Annotated in this window: 15 protein-coding genes; 7 read left to right on the top strand and 8 right to left on the bottom strand. The window is 72.1% G+C overall.

Features of this window, described 5'->3' with window-relative positions; genetic code table 11:
- Positions 1 to 2: 2 nt before the first annotated feature.
- Genes F1C12_RS18530 through uriH form a run of 4 tightly spaced genes read right to left on the bottom strand, consistent with a single transcriptional unit; the run spans position 3 to position 4,781 of the window.
- Positions 3 to 1,379, bottom strand: a complete 1,377-nt coding sequence (locus F1C12_RS18530) for an FAD-dependent oxidoreductase (protein WP_219732646.1) — start codon at positions 1,377 to 1,379, stop codon at positions 3 to 5.
- Between the two features lie 53 nt (positions 1,380 to 1,432).
- Complete coding sequence (locus F1C12_RS18525; protein ID WP_219732645.1) at positions 1,433 to 2,350, bottom strand: ribokinase; 918 nt, start codon at positions 2,348 to 2,350, stop codon at positions 1,433 to 1,435.
- A complete protein-coding gene (gene uriT / locus F1C12_RS18520) occupies positions 2,347 to 3,783 on the bottom strand; it encodes a uridine transporter UriT (protein WP_185276322.1) in 1,437 nt (478 codons plus the stop codon). The genes F1C12_RS18525 and uriT overlap by 4 nt, the downstream gene beginning before the upstream one ends.
- Entirely contained in the window at positions 3,780 to 4,781 is a 1,002-nt protein-coding gene (gene uriH / locus F1C12_RS18515) for a uridine-preferring nucleoside hydrolase UriH (protein ID WP_185276321.1), read from the bottom strand. The genes uriT and uriH overlap by 4 nt, the downstream gene beginning before the upstream one ends.
- Positions 4,782 to 4,881: 100 nt before the next feature.
- Between uriH and F1C12_RS18510 the strand changes: the two genes are divergently transcribed.
- Positions 4,882 to 5,904 carry a LacI family DNA-binding transcriptional regulator gene (locus tag F1C12_RS18510; protein ID WP_258045981.1) on the top strand — a complete coding sequence of 341 codons (1,023 nt, stop codon included), beginning with the start codon at positions 4,882 to 4,884 and terminating at the stop codon, positions 5,902 to 5,904.
- Between the two features lie 3 nt (positions 5,905 to 5,907).
- On the opposite strand, the gene F1C12_RS18505 is transcribed toward F1C12_RS18510, so the two are convergent.
- From F1C12_RS18505 to F1C12_RS18495, 3 genes are read right to left on the bottom strand one after another with little or no spacing between them, the layout of a single operon-like run.
- Positions 5,908 to 6,729 carry a DUF1206 domain-containing protein gene (locus tag F1C12_RS18505; protein WP_185276320.1) on the bottom strand — a complete coding sequence of 274 codons (822 nt, stop codon included), beginning with the start codon at positions 6,727 to 6,729 and terminating at the stop codon, positions 5,908 to 5,910.
- A 9-nt stretch (positions 6,730 to 6,738) separates the two neighbouring features.
- Complete coding sequence (locus F1C12_RS18500) at positions 6,739 to 6,966, bottom strand: hypothetical protein (RefSeq protein ID WP_185276319.1); 228 nt, start codon at positions 6,964 to 6,966, stop codon at positions 6,739 to 6,741.
- Complete coding sequence (locus F1C12_RS18495; protein ID WP_185276318.1) at positions 6,963 to 7,286, bottom strand: hypothetical protein; 324 nt, start codon at positions 7,284 to 7,286, stop codon at positions 6,963 to 6,965. The genes F1C12_RS18500 and F1C12_RS18495 overlap by 4 nt, the downstream gene beginning before the upstream one ends.
- A 217-nt stretch (positions 7,287 to 7,503) precedes the next feature.
- On the opposite strand from F1C12_RS18495, the gene F1C12_RS18490 reads away from it, so the two are divergent.
- From F1C12_RS18490 to F1C12_RS18465, 6 genes are all read left to right on the top strand, one after another.
- Entirely contained in the window at positions 7,504 to 7,857 is a 354-nt protein-coding gene (locus F1C12_RS18490) for a DUF7882 family protein (RefSeq protein WP_185276317.1), read from the top strand.
- A 42-nt stretch (positions 7,858 to 7,899) separates the two neighbouring features.
- A complete protein-coding gene (locus F1C12_RS18485) occupies positions 7,900 to 8,436 on the top strand; it encodes a MarR family winged helix-turn-helix transcriptional regulator (protein WP_185276316.1) in 537 nt (178 codons plus the stop codon).
- A gap of 31 nt (positions 8,437 to 8,467) precedes the next feature.
- Entirely contained in the window at positions 8,468 to 8,959 is a 492-nt protein-coding gene (locus F1C12_RS18480; RefSeq protein ID WP_258045980.1) for a MarR family winged helix-turn-helix transcriptional regulator, read from the top strand.
- Between the two features lie 246 nt (positions 8,960 to 9,205).
- Entirely contained in the window at positions 9,206 to 9,757 is a 552-nt protein-coding gene (locus F1C12_RS18475; protein ID WP_185276315.1) for an RNA polymerase sigma factor, read from the top strand.
- A gap of 65 nt (positions 9,758 to 9,822) precedes the next feature.
- Positions 9,823 to 10,788 (top strand): AraC family transcriptional regulator, encoded by a 966-nt coding sequence (locus F1C12_RS18470; protein ID WP_185276314.1) that lies wholly within the window; start codon positions 9,823 to 9,825, stop codon positions 10,786 to 10,788.
- 131 nt (positions 10,789 to 10,919) lie between these two features.
- Positions 10,920 to 12,551 carry a glucoamylase family protein gene (locus F1C12_RS18465; protein WP_185276313.1) on the top strand — a complete coding sequence of 544 codons (1,632 nt, stop codon included), beginning with the start codon at positions 10,920 to 10,922 and terminating at the stop codon, positions 12,549 to 12,551.
- Positions 12,552 to 12,620: 69 nt separating this feature from the next.
- On the opposite strand, the gene F1C12_RS18460 is transcribed toward F1C12_RS18465, so the two are convergent.
- Positions 12,621 to 13,457, bottom strand: coding sequence for a COG4705 family protein (locus F1C12_RS18460; protein ID WP_185276312.1), 837 nt, complete (start codon positions 13,455 to 13,457; stop codon positions 12,621 to 12,623).
- Positions 13,458 to 13,502: the final 45 nt, after the last annotated feature.

The following is a 13,502-nucleotide window of genomic DNA, read 5'->3' as shown; positions in this document are numbered from 1 at the left end:
GCTCAGCCCTCGTCGTAGGGGGCGAGCTCGGCGAGCACTTCGTTGAGCGCCTCGGTGCTGGACGGGTGGGTCCAGATCCCGTTCATCAGTTCGTCCGCCGTGACGCCGGCGCGCATCGCGAGCGCCACCAGGTTGATGACCTCCTGCGAATCGACGCAGAACAGCGTCGCGCCGAGGAGCCGCCGGGAGGCCGCGTCGACCGTGAAGGTGATCACGCCGTCGGCGTCGCCCAGGATCTTGGGCCGCGGCATCGCGGCGATGGCCGCGACCTTCTTGGCGGCGTAGAGCACGTCGTGTCCGCGCCGCCTGGCCTCGGCGGGGGTGAGCCCGACCTGCGACAGCGGCGGCGTGATGAAAGTCGTGTTCGGCACGGCCACGCGATCGGCCGTCGTGCGCCGGCCCTCCCCCGCGAGCTGGTCCCACACCACCCGGTTGTCGTCGAGGGAGATGTAGGTGAACTGCGGACCGCCGTTGACGTCCCCGACCGCGAACACGCCGTCCGCCGAGGTGCGGAGCCGGTCGTCCACCCGGATGTAGCCCCGGTCGTCGACGTCGACTCCCGCGCTCTCCAGCCCGAGGTCGGCGGTCACGGGAGTGCGGCCGGTGGCGACCAGCACGGCGTCGACCTCGACGGCGCCGTCCTCCAGCAGAACGCGCAGCCCCTCCGGGGCGCGCTCGACAGCGCTGACCCGGGTGCTCGTCCGCAGCGTCACGCCGTGGGCGCCCAGCACCTCTCGCACCGTCTCGACCACCACCGGCTCGAGCCGCGGCAGGATGTCGGGACGCGGATCGAGCACGGTCACCTGCGACCCGAACCGCTGGAACATGCCGGCGAACTCCAGCCCGACGAAGCCGCCGCCGATGACCGCGAGCCGGCGCGGGAACGGCTCGGCGTGCTGGATGGTCGTGGAGTCGTAGACGCCGGGGAGGTCGAGTCCCGGCAGCTCCGGCCGGGCCGGGACGGTGCCGGTGCCGATCACCACGGCGGCCGCTCGGATGGTCAGTGCCTCGCCGTCGGCGGTGCGCACGTCGACCTGGCGCGGGCCGATGAAGCGCGCCGTGCCGTCGACCAGCGTCGCGAGGCCCTCGAGCATCCGGTGGTTCGCCGCGTTGAGTCCGTGCACCAGTTCGTCGCGGCCCGCCACCGCGGCCGTGAAGTACCCCTGCGGGTCGTCGTCGGGCCGCCGCGCCTCGGCCGCGACGACCAGGTTCTTGGTCGGCACGCAGGCGATGTTGATGCAGGTGCCGCCGTACATCGCGGGATCCCGTTCGACCAGCGCGACGGAACGCCCCGCCGTCGCGTAGCGCCGGGCGAGCGTCTTGCCCGCCTTGCCCCACCCGACGACGAGCAGGTCGACCTCCAACTCGGCAGTGCTCACGATGGCCTCCTCGGTCGCTCGGTGCCACCCTACGACCGCGGGGTCTGCGGCGGTCAGGCCAGGAACGCCGCCAGCTCGTCCGGGGTCGGGTACGAGTCCTGCGCGCCGGCGTGGGCGGCCGCGTAGGCGCCGACGCCGACCGCGAAGCGCGCGGCGTCGAGCACGGAGTCCCCGCTCGCCAGGCGGACGAGCAGCGAACCCATGAAGGCGTCGCCTGCCCCGGTCGTGTCGACCGCGTCGACGCGCACCGCGGGAACGGCGGCGGGCTCGGCCGCGCCGTCGACGACCAGGCAGCCGTCGGCGCCGCGGGTCACGACCGCCCGGGCGACGCCCAGCGCGGCGAAGCCGTCGCGCACCGACGCCGGAGCGGACGCGACCGCGCCGGACGCGAGGCCGAGCAGCGTCTCCGCCTCGCCCTCGTTGACGAGCAGGACGTCGGCGAGCGGCACGAGCGCGGGCGCGGCCTCTCCGAACGGCGACGGGTTGAGCACGACGGTCGCCGTGGCGGCGCGAGCACGCTCGGCGGCTGTGCGCACGGTCTCCACCGGCACCTCCAGGCACAGGCCGAGCACCGCCGCGCCGTCGAACGCGCCGTCGGGGAGGTCGTGCGGCGCGAGCGTGCCGTTGGCGCCGGCCGACACCACGATCGTGTTCTCGCCGTGCGCGTCCACGGTGATCAGCGCCGTCCCGGTCGGGATGGCGTCGCGGACGGCCAGCGCGGAGGTGTCCACCCCCGCGCCCGCCACGGCAGCGCGGAGCAGGTCGCCGTGGCCGTCGGCCCCGACCGCGCCGACCATCGCGACGTCGCCGCCGAGGCGGCCTGCCGCGACGGCCTGGTTCGCGCCCTTGCCGCCGGCGCCGACCCGCAGGTCGCCGCCGGCGACGGTCTCGCCCGCCCGGGGGAACCGTTCGGTCCGGACGACCAGGTCGGCGTTGAGCGAACCGACGACGACGATCCTGCCCGTCGTCACCGGGTGGCCTCCGCTGCGGCGACCTCGGCCGAGGCCGGACGCGGGATCAGGAACGAGACGGCGAGCGCCGCAGCAGTGATGACAGCACCGAGGATCATCCCCGCAGAGTACCCGGTCGTCGAGTGACCCGTCGCGCCTGTCGCGATCTGGATCGCCGGAAGCAGCGCGAAGCTGAGCCCGGCGCCGAGGTTGAACGCGCCCGCGTTGAGGCCGGGCAGGAAGCCCGGGTTCGCGGCAGGCGAGAGCACGATCCCCAGCCCGTTCAGCATGATGTTCGCGATGCCCGCGTAGGTGATGCCGAGCAGCACGGTCGCAGCGATCAGCACCGGGAGCGAGTGCACACCGACGAACGCCATGATCAGCGTCCCGATCACGCTGCCGGCCAGGCCGATCCGGAGGATGCGGCGGTAGCCGAGCGTCGGAGCGAGGCGCCCGGCGAGCGGGCCGACCGCCCAGCCGACCAGCGCGTACGGGGTGAGGAAGGCGAGCGACGCGAGGTCCGGCGCCATCCCGAAACCGGCGTCCGGGTTCTGGGCGATGGAGGTCACCAGGCCGTTGACGACGGCGAAGACACCGGTCATCGTCAGCAGGGTGGTGAGCAGCAGCGCCCAGGTGGAGCGCGGCTTGAGGTACGGGGTCGGGATGAGCGGCTCGCTCCGGCGGTTCTCGATCGTCCAGAACGCGGCGAACGCGAGCACGGCGACCAGCAGCGACCCGCCGACGAGCAGCCAGTTCGCGGCGGCCAGCTTGCCCGCCTCGTTGAGGCCGGTCAGCAGCGCGGCGAGCGAGAGGGCCAGCGGGAGCACGCCCCACCAGTCCATCCGGACGCCCTCCGACGGCCGCGACTCGACGCCCCAGGCGGCGAGCATGACCACGGCGACGACCGTGACGGCGGCGATCACCCAGAACACCGAGCGGAAGCCGAACGCCGTCGCGAGCCAGCCGCCCGCGATCGCGTCGATGCCGGCGATGCCGCCGTTGACCGCGGTGAGGAGGCCCATCGCAGCGCCGTAGCGGCGCGGATCGGAGATCTCGGAGCGCAGCATCAGCAGGCAGATCGGGACGACCGGACCGGCGACGCCCTGCACGATGCGGCCGACGAAAAGCATCTCCACGTTGAGGGCGAGCGCGGCCACGATGCTTCCCGCGAACATGACGACGAGCATCCCGATGAGCACGCGCTTGCGGCCGAAGATGTCGCTGAGGCGCGGCAGGAACAGCGAGAACACCGCGGCCACGGTGAAGAACAGGGTCTGCGAGAGGCCGATGGTGGCGTCGTCGCTGTGCAGCTCGCGCGCCATCGTCACGAGGACGGGGCTGAGCATGCTCGCGTTGAGCTGGAAGGCGACGCACGCGGCGAGCAGGGCTGCGGTGAGGGCGGCGATGCGGACCGGGCGGCCGGTCGGGGTGGAGGTGGCGGCGGGGGCGGTCATGCGACGGCTCCGGTCGCGGTGGCGGCCGGCATGGCGGCGGTCGCGGCGGCATCCGCCGCCTCCGGGTCCCCGATCCGCTCCAGCGCGTCCGCGATCAGCCCCCAGAACCGCTCGTGGTCGAGGTCGAGCGCGGCCCAGGTCACGCAGTCGTCCGGCACGGGGCCGCGGCGGTCGGCCACGGTCATCCCGGTGGTCAGGCGCCCCTGCGTCTCGATCGCGATCGGCATCCGCTCGGCGCGGACGATGGTGGGGTCGATCACGTACGCGACGGCGCACGGGTCGTGGACGGGCGGGCTGTCGAAGCCCTGCGCTTCCGAGTAGGTCTTCCCGAAGAAATCGAGCAGCTCGCCGACGAAGCGGGCAGGGGCGGTGCCGACCGCGGCGATCCGCTCGCGGACCTCCGGAGTCGCGAGGGCCTGGTGGGTGAGGTCGAGGCCGACCATCACGACCTTCCACCCGGCGCTGAACACGATGTCCGCGGCCTCCGGGTCGATGACGATGTTGAACTCCGCGACCGGGCTCCAGTTGCCGACGTGGACGCCGCCGCCCATCAGGACGACCTCCTTGACCCGCTCCACGATCCGCGGCTCGCGGCGAACCGCGAGGGCGATGTTGGTCAGCGCGCCGGTCGGGACCAGCGTGATGGTGCCGGGCTCGTGCGCCATCACGGTCTCCACGATGAGGTCGACCGCGTGCCGGCCGTCGAGCTCGATCACCGGCTCGGGGAGGACCGGCCCGTCCAGGCCGGACTCGCCGTGGATGTCGGGCGCGACCTCGATCGGGCGCACCAGTGGCCGGTCGGCGCCGGAGGCGAACGGGACGCCGGCGATGCCCGCCACCCGCGCGACGGAGAGCGCGTTACGGGTGACCTTGTCGAGGGTCTGGTTGCCCGCGACGGTGGTCACGGCGAGCAGCTCGATCTCCGGATTTCCGTGAGCGAGCATGAGCGCGATCGCGTCGTCGTGACCGGGATCGCAGTCGAGGATGATCTTCTCCATCGGGTGGAGCCTCCGCTTCTTCGAGGAACGTAAAACGTTTGACACGATAAACCTAAAACGCTTGACGCGCAAACGGACCGGCCCTCGCTACGATGGACGGGTGTCGACGCCGCCCCCGCCTCCGCCCCGCAAGCGGGTCACCGCGGCCATGGTCGCCGAGCGCGCAGGCACGAGCATCGCCGCCGTCTCGCTCGTGGTCAACGGCAAGCACCGCGGCCGGATCTCGGACGAGAACGCCGAGCGCGTGCGCGCCGCCGTCGCCGAGCTCGGCTACGTGGTCGACAGCACCGCGAGCGCGCTGGCCCGCGGCACCAGCGATCTCGTCGTACTGCTCGCCCCCGACCTCCCGAACCCGTTCTTCGGCCGGGTGATCAACGCGGTGCAGGAGACCCTCGGCTCGCGCTTCCAGCTCCTGCTCTTCGCCTCCCCGACCGGAGCGCAGCCGACCGTGGCGGACGTGCACCGGCTCGCCGCGCTGCGGCCCGCCGGACTGCTGGTCTCCGCGCCGACCGTGGCGTTCCTGGACGACGCGCCCGCGGGGGTCCCTGTGGTGCTGCTGGACGCCCCAGGCCTGGAGGACCGCGCCCCGACGGTCAACTACGACCTCGCCTCCGGCGTCCGCGCGCTGATCGCGCACCTCGCCGAGCGCGGTCACACCGTGATCGGCTACTTGGACGGCTCGACCCCGGCCGCGACCTACGAGCTGCGCCGCAGCCTGCTGGAGGCCGAGGCCGGCCGACGCGGGATGACACTCCTCACCACCCCGCCGGTCAGCAGCCGCCCGGATATCGCGGAGGCGATGGCGGCCGCGGAGGTCGCCCTCCCCGCCTGGCGGGCCGCGGGCGCGACCGCGGTGATCGCGGCCTCCGACACCCTCGCGCACGGCGTGCTCGCCGCGTGCGCACGCGCCGGGCTGCGGGTCCCGGAGGACATCGCGGTCGCCGGCTTCGACGACCTCCCCGCCTCCGCGGTCACGGCGCCCGCCCTGACCAGCGTCGCCCTCCCCGGCGACCTCCTCGGCTCCGTGGCGGCGCGCCTCCTGCTGTCGCTCATCGACGGCGGAGACGCGCCGGAGACGCAGGAGCTGCCCGCCGAGCTCGTCGTGCGGGCGTCGACGGGCTGACCCTCAGAACCGCGCCAGCCACGCCCGCGCGATGTTGTACACGCCGGACGCGATGAGCCCCAGCCCCACCACGACGGTCAGCACCCCGCCGAACGGGAGCTGCTGCAGCGCGCTCAGCCCGCCGGCCAGCCCCGTCGCGGTCGCCGGCTGCGCGCGGATCGCCGCGAGGACGAAGGCCGCCCCGGCGAGGACGACCACGATGCCCTTCGCGATGTAGCCCACCATGCCGAGGACGACGACCACGTGGCCGGCGACGCCGTCCGGCACCTGGACGTCCTGCCGGAACCTGCGCCGGATCCCCTTGACGACGAAGTACCCGCCGACCGCGCCGGTCACCAGGCCGAGCACGCCCAGCCCGATCTGGCCCGTCGGAGACGCGAGGATCCCCGCGCTGATCTGCCGGGTCGTGGTGCTGGCGTGCGAGGGATGCCCGTCGGCGAAGGCGATCGCGGTCAAGCCCAGCGCGCTGTAGGCGACGGCCTTGCTCAGGTGCTCCCCGCGCGCGATCCAGCGGTCGGCGGTCGATCCCGCCCGGACCAGCACAGCCTCGGTCAGGAGCCACAGCGCGAGGGCGAACAGCCCGATGGCGGCGATCCAGAGGACGATGAACCCGCCGGGGAGCTTCGTCACCTCGTCGAGGGCGCCGGTCTGGTCGACCTCCCCCACGTGTGCCGCGCCGAGCTGGATGGCCAGGCCGCCGAGCAGCACCTGGATGAGCCCGCTCGCCGCGAACCCGGCGCGGGCCGGGATCTCCAACAAAGAGCTCTCGCCCGCGGTCCGCGCTGCCTTCCGCAGCTGCGCCTTACCCTCCGCCGCCGTGCTCATGGCGTGGAGCTAGTCCTCCTGGACGCTGCTCAGCACCGTCCAGCCGTCGCCCGGGGCGATCGTCAGTTCACCGTCGCCCTCGGGAGAGTGGGCGAAGAACACGGCGGAGCCGGCCGCCTCCCCCGGGCCGCCGTAGGTCGATAGCAGGTCTTCGCCCTCGGGCGAGCGCAGGACGTAGGCGCGTTTCGGGAGGAGCTCGCTCCAGTCGGTCACCGCCTCCTCGGTCGCGTCGATCACGCGCGGCGCCGCATCCACCCGAGGAAGCCCGTCTTCTGCGGACGGAACCAGTTCGCGTAGACCGCGATCTTGGCGTCCGCGAGGGAGGCGAAGGAGCCGAGTGTCCGCCCGTCGGCGGCAGACGCCGTGTACCCCTCGTTCGTCTGGTCGATCATGCCGAGGTAGGCGGACGGGGTCTCGGCGACCCACAGCCCGGCCACCGGCTGGCGCCACGCGAGGTGCTCGCTCTGAGCGGGGGCGGCGGCCGTGCGGAGGCCGCGGCGCACCCGGGTCTCGGAGCGGCGCGGAAGCGGTCGTGCTGCTTTTACCGCGATCGTCATGACAATCCCTTCGGCGGAGCGGTGCTGCGATGGATGATGAAGTAACTAGAGCTTCTAGCTAATCGACTTTCGAGGCAAGTTTTGGCCGGGGGGTTGATTCGCACCCGTGTACCTGCTAGTGCTTGCGGCGATCGAACATCTAGAAATCCACGTAGCTAGACGCCCTAGCGATCGGCTAGGCTCATCCCGCACGACCGACGAGCGGAGAGGGACGGCAATGGGAACGATGACCTACGACGGTGACACGATCACCTTCGAGGACCGGACGCTGGCGCACCTGCAGGCGGCGATCACCACCAAACTGCGGCGGCGGGAGCCCTTCCTGATCAGCTGGAAATCCGACGTTCCCGGCCTCCCTGTGCGGAATTCGCTGTGGATCGACAATGCCATCCCGATCCGCTACGCGTTCGACCGCGACGACCTCGGGGGCCTGAACACCGCCTGGCTGAACAGCATGGTGGAGATGGCCGGCCGCACCAGCGGGCTGCTCGTGACCGAGGAGCCGACCGACCTGGGCGAGTACCGCCATCGCCGGGAGCGCTCCGGCACGCGGAGCGTCGCGGCAGGCTAGTCTCTAGCTTCTCTAGCTTGTAGATGGTCTATCATCTACAGCATGACGACGGACAGCACGAGTCCGGCGCCCCACTATTGGTACAGCGCCGAGACGGACCGCGAGCGGGCGATCGAGGTCCTGGAGCACGTGCGCGCATACGGTGCGGCGGACAGCGCGATGCAGCGCCGCTCCGAGAAGGCCATGCGCATGAACGAGAACGACATCTCGGCCCTGCGCTATCTGCTTCGCGCGCGCGAGCGCGGGATGACGGTCGGGCCGCGCGAGCTCGCGGAGTACCTCGGCATCCAGAGCTCGTCCATCACCGTGCTCCTCGACCGCCTCGAGAAGGCCGGCCACATCCGCCGCGAGCCGAGCCCATTCGACCGCCGGGCGCTGATCATCGTCCCGACCGTCCCGACCGACCACCTGCAGCGGGCCATCCTCGGCGACGTCCGCGAAGAGCTCGTGGAGGTCGCCTCGAACCTCACCCCGCAGGACGCGGAGACCGTCGTCGAGTTCATCGACCGCCTCCGCGACGCGGTCGACCAGATCGACACCCCCTCCTTCGACGGCGCGCACGCGAAGGAGCGGACGTAGTCCGCCTCGCCGTCGCACTAGGATCGACCAGATGAGCGAGGCTCCCTGGTACGACGCGGCGCCCCCGCACGCCGTCCGCGTGATCGCGTCGCTGCGCGAGTACCGCACCGCCGAGCAGGCCATGCGCCGCCGCACCCGCGAATCCATGCGCATGGGCGAGGCCGACCTGAAGGCGCTGCGCTTCCTCCTGAAAGCCGAGGCGGAGGGCCGCAACGCGACCCCCGTCGAGCTCGGTGCGCACCTGAACATCAAGTCGTCGTCGGTGACGGCGATGCTCGACCGCCTGACCGCATCCGGCCACATCACCCGCCATCCGCACCCGAAGGACCGCCGCAGCCTGACCATCCGCGCGACGCCCGGAGCGGACGAGGAGGTCAGAGACACCCTCTCGGCGATGCACCGCCGGCTGCTCGCGGTCGCCGCGGAGCTCGACCCGGCGAAGTCGGAGACGGTGAGCGCGTTCCTCGCGCAGCTGACCGCGATCGCGGAGCAGGGGGACCGGGCCTCGCAGCCCGCGGACTGACGCGACGGATCCGGTCCGGGCCGCCCTCGACCATCGTGTCCGAAACCGGCCGACCCGCTGTCGCAGATCGGCTTTCCGGCGCCGACGCCCGGAAATTAGGTTCTTTCCATCCCCGCGCCGCCCGCGTCGTGGAGCACCCGTTCCGGCACCCGACCGGAGGCCTCCGCACCCGCCGACGGCGCACCCCCGACATCGTCGGGGCAGCCGGCGTCCCTCGCGCCCGGCTGCCTCCGGAAGGAAACCGCCATGCGCCCGCACGCAGACACCGCCGTCGACGACGACCTCGTCGCCCGCAGCCGAGGCGGCGACAACGCGTCGTTCGCCGAGCTCTGGCGCCGCCACTCCGACGCCGGCCGCCGGTTCGCGGCCGGAGTGACCTCGGCCTTCGATCCGGACGACCTCGTGTCGGAGGCGTTCGCCCGCATCTACCGCGCCCTTCGGAACGGCAACGGGCCGGTCCGCGGGTTCCGCGCGTACCTGTACACCACCATCCGCAACGCCGCCGCCGGCTGGGGATCCGCCCGCCACGAGATCGCCGTCGAGGATCCGGGCGAGTACAGCGACGAGCGCTGGAGCGACGACCTCCACGACGGCGTCTGGGAGCGGTCGCGCGTCGCCGCCGTCCTCAGCGCACTGCCGGAGCGCTGGCGGAACGCCCTCTGGTACAGCGAGGTGGAGCAGCTCACCTCGACGGAGGTCGCCGGCGTGCTGGGCATCTCGCCGAACGCCGCGGCCGCGCTGACCTACCGGGCCCGCGAGGGCCTTCGGCGGGCGTGGGACGCGCAGGCCGCGGCCTGACCACGGGCTCCGAACGCTGCGATGCGCGGGTGCCGCCACCCGGGCCGACGCGCATACTGCTGTACATGGAGCCGAGGATCTCGACGACGGACCCGGACGAGGCGAGCGCCATCGGCGCCCGGCTGTTCTACGGCGGCGCCATCCACCCCGCCGGCCGGGCCGCGGGTTTCTCCGCCCAGCTCGGCGGCGCCCGCGTCGGGTCGGTCGCGCTCGGGACCGTCAGTTACGGCACCCGCGTCACGATGGTGTTCGGCGAGCTGAAAGGGTCCTACGGCGTGAGCCTGCCTGCGCTCGGCCCGCTGGAGCTCGGTCTGGGCTCGACGGAGGTCACGGCAACCCCCGACTCCGCCGCCGTCATCGGGCCCATCGACGCCGTCCGGGCCACCGGATGGGGCACCCTGCACGATCGTCTCGCCCACGTGAAGTTCGAGCGCGAGATCCTGGAGGCGGAGCTCAGCCGCATGCTCGGCGTTGACCAGGTGGACGAGATCCGCTTCCCGTACCTCATGGACCTCCGCAGCGGCCGCGGGGCCGAGTGGTCCCGACTCGCCCACGTGTTGTTCGGCGCACTCGACGCGCCGGGCGGCCTGGCCGGGAACACACTGTTCTCGTCGCAGCTGTCGAGCGCGCTGATGACGGGGCTGCTGCTGGCGACCGGGCACCAGTACCGTGAGGCGCTGGAGTCGCCGACCCGGCCGGCGCCGCCCGCGACCGTCCGCAGGGCGACCCAGTTCATCGACGAGAACGCCCACCTCCCGATCACGGTGCCGGACATCGCCGCTGCCGTCGGGGTGAGCGTGCGCACGCTCACCCGCGGATTCCGCGACCACCTCGGCACCAGCCCCGGCGCGTACCTGACGCGGGCGCGCCTGGACGGGGCGCACCGCGACCTCGCGGCCGGACGCCCGGACACGACGTCGGTCTCGCAGGTCGCCGCAGACTGGGGGTTCTTCAACCTCGGCCGCTTCGCGAGCCGGTATCGCGCGGCGTTCGGGGTGCTGCCGTCGCAGACGCTGCGCGCCGGGTCGTAACCGGCTGAAACCGGCGTGCCGAAGGTCTTGCGCGATCGAATGTATGCGCATACGGTGCGCGGCGTGACCGCCCCCGGGAGTGCGCTCTCGCGCGGGAGGTCGTCAACGATGACACGAAACGGAGACCGTCCATGACCAGATCCCATCCGCGGCGCTCACGCCGCACCACCGCGATCGTGCGGGCCGGCGCGGCAGCCGTCCTCGCGATCGCGTCCCTCGCGACCGCGCAGACGGCGTTCGCGCAGGGCGACCAGAACGCCCAAGGCTCCAACGCCCAGGGCGACCAGAACGCCCACGGCATGCAGGGCATGAGCGCCCAGCCGCCGCTCACCTCCGCCCAGAAGGCGACCCTCCTCCAGGTCGCGAAGGACACCTGGACCTTCTTCCAGAACGACACCGACCCCGTCACCCACCTCCCCCTCGACAACCTCGGGCCGGGGACGACGAAGGGCCAGTACACCTCCGCCGCCAACATCGGCACCTACCTGGAGGCCGTGGTCTCCGCCGGCGATCTCGGCATCGTCCCACGCCCACAGGAGCGTGCGCTGATCTCGTCCACGCTCGACACCGTGGCGACGCTGAAGCGCTCGCACGGCTTCTTGTTCCAGTGGTACGACACGACGAACGGGCACACCATCCTGAACCCGGGCGCCGCCGACTGCTCCACCGAGACGACGCCGCAGCAGGACAACTGCTCGTTCCTCTCCGCGGTCGACAACGGCTGGTACGCCTCCGGGCTCATGGTCGCGCGCCAGGCGCTGCCCGAGCTCCGCAAGCAGATCGACGCGCTCATCGCCCCGATGGACTTCTCGATCTTCTACGACGACCGGGCGCAGACCGCCTGCAACACCAACCCGGACATCGCGGGCAACCAGCCCACCGGCCAGATGTACGGCGGCTACTACGCCGACCAAGGACCGGCGGGGTACCACAACGGCGCGATCTACAGCGACCCGCGCATCGCGATGTACATCGGGATGGGCCTGCACCAGATGCCCGGCGACGTCTGGTGGCGCACCTGGCGCACCCTCCCGCCGAAGCAGTGCCCGACCGATCCGGACTTCTCCTGGCAGGGCCAGTGGCCGGTCGGCGGCGCCTGGCAGAAGTACACCGACCCGCAGAGCGGCAAGGTCTTCAACGTCTGGGAGGGCCACTACACCTACCCCGGCACGTCGATGACCTTCCTGCCGACCTGGGGCGGCGGGATGTTCGAGGCGATGCTCGCGAACGAGATCGTGCCGGAGACCACCTGGGGCCAGAACGGCTTCGGGCTGGCGGACGTCCGCACGGCGCAGGTGCAGGAGAAGTACGCGACGCAGACTCTCGGCTACCCGGTCTGGGGAATGTCGCCGTCGAGCACCGCTGACGACACCGGCGGCTACGGCATCTACGGCGCGACCGGCCAGAAGTTCCCGGCCGGCCAGGCCCTCGCCCAGTGCCCGGGCTGCTCGACGGAGGACGTCGTCACCCCGCACGCCTCGTTCACGGCGCTCGGCGTCCTCCCGCAGGACGCGTTCGCGAACATCCAGAAGCTGCGCACGCTCTACCCGGGCAGCTACACGAAGGACGGCGGCTTCTACGACGCGGTCAACCCGGTCTCCGGCGCGATCGGCCACCGCCGCCTGGTGCTCGACCAGTCGATGATCATGATGTCCCTGGACAACGCCCTCCGGAACGGAGCCATCCGCCAGCACTTCGCGGACGACCCGGCCTCCTGGGCGGCGAAGACGTACCTGGGGATGGAGACGATGACGCTGAAGTAGCGCGAGACCGTCGGCGCCCGGACGCCGCCCTCTGGGCGGTGTCCGGGCGCCGCGGCGTCTCGTGCGCGGTCAGGCCGTGACGCGCTCGTCCTCGTCCAGCGGGTCGGCGACCGACGGGGTGCGCCCGCGGCCCGTCACCGTGAGGGAGACCACCAGCGCGACGATGGCCGCGAGGAAGATCAGGCTGGTCACGATGGTGCCGAGCCCGAGACCGCCGTCCGCGGTGGGCTGGGACAGGTAGTCCCCGAGCGAGGCGCCGAGCGGACGGGTGAGCACGTAGGCGATCCAGAAGGCCACGATCGCGCCGAGGCGGAACACGGAGTGCGCCACGGCGACGAGCGCGATCGCGCCGGCGAACACGCCGACCGACACGAGGTAGCCGAGGTTCAGCTGCTCGGCGACCAGGTCGCCGGCCGCCGTCCCGAGCGCGAACGTGAAGAGCACCGCCAGCCAGTAGAACGCCTCCCGGCGCCGCGTGACGATGTCGTGGATGGACAGCGTGCGCTCGAACCCGTACCAGACCGCGAACGTGGCGATCAGCGCGACGCCGAACACGACCGTCGAGACGATCAGCGGCACGCCGAGCCCGTCGGTCAGGTTGTCGGTGATCAGGGTGCCGACGATGCTGATGAGCACAACGGTCAACCAGTAGACCGCCGGGATGTAGCGACGGCTCCGGAACTGAACGACGAACACCGCCAGGAAGACGACGGCCATCACGACCGATGTCAGCTGGGTGCCGAGGTGGAGGCTGGAGGACAGCAGGTCGGCCGCGGTCTCGCCGACGGTGGTGGCGAGGATCTTGATGGCCCAGAACGAGACGGTGGGCTCGGGGACTTTGTTCTCGCGGTGGACGATCTCGCGCTCGGCGGTCTGGCGCGCGATGGGATGGTTCGGCTCGGTCATGGGGCTCCCTTTCGGAGGTTCGGAGGACTGATCGGGTCGGACCTC

The sequence above is a fragment of the Leifsonia shinshuensis genome, from assembly GCF_014217625.1.
GTDB lineage: Bacteria > Actinomycetota > Actinomycetes > Actinomycetales > Microbacteriaceae > Leifsonia > Leifsonia shinshuensis_A.
Note: the sequence above shows the minus strand (reverse complement) of the source record. Positions and strands in the feature narration are given on the sequence as shown.

What these genes read in the sequence shown, in the direction of transcription:
- uriT (WP_185276322.1), bottom strand. Translation starts at nt 3,783, where the DNA reads ATGACCGCCCCCGCCGCCACCTCCACCCCGACCGGCCGCCCGGTCCGC.
- F1C12_RS18480 (WP_258045980.1), top strand. Translation starts at nt 8,468, where the DNA reads ATGAGCGAGGCTCCCTGGTACGACGCGGCGCCCCCGCACGCCGTCCGC.
- F1C12_RS18505 (WP_185276320.1), bottom strand. Translation starts at nt 6,729, where the DNA reads ATGAGCACGGCGGCGGAGGGTAAGGCGCAGCTGCGGAAGGCAGCGCGG.
- F1C12_RS18465 (WP_185276313.1), top strand. Translation starts at nt 10,920, where the DNA reads ATGACCAGATCCCATCCGCGGCGCTCACGCCGCACCACCGCGATCGTG.
- F1C12_RS18490 (WP_185276317.1), top strand. Translation starts at nt 7,504, where the DNA reads ATGGGAACGATGACCTACGACGGTGACACGATCACCTTCGAGGACCGG.
- F1C12_RS18475 (WP_185276315.1), top strand. Translation starts at nt 9,206, where the DNA reads ATGCGCCCGCACGCAGACACCGCCGTCGACGACGACCTCGTCGCCCGC.
- uriH (WP_185276321.1), bottom strand. Translation starts at nt 4,781, where the DNA reads ATGGAGAAGATCATCCTCGACTGCGATCCCGGTCACGACGACGCGATC.
- F1C12_RS18485 (WP_185276316.1), top strand. Translation starts at nt 7,900, where the DNA reads ATGACGACGGACAGCACGAGTCCGGCGCCCCACTATTGGTACAGCGCC.
- F1C12_RS18495 (WP_185276318.1), bottom strand. Translation starts at nt 7,286, where the DNA reads ATGACGATCGCGGTAAAAGCAGCACGACCGCTTCCGCGCCGCTCCGAG.
- F1C12_RS18460 (WP_185276312.1), bottom strand. Translation starts at nt 13,457, where the DNA reads ATGACCGAGCCGAACCATCCCATCGCGCGCCAGACCGCCGAGCGCGAG.
- F1C12_RS18470 (WP_185276314.1), top strand. Translation starts at nt 9,823, where the DNA reads ATGGAGCCGAGGATCTCGACGACGGACCCGGACGAGGCGAGCGCCATC.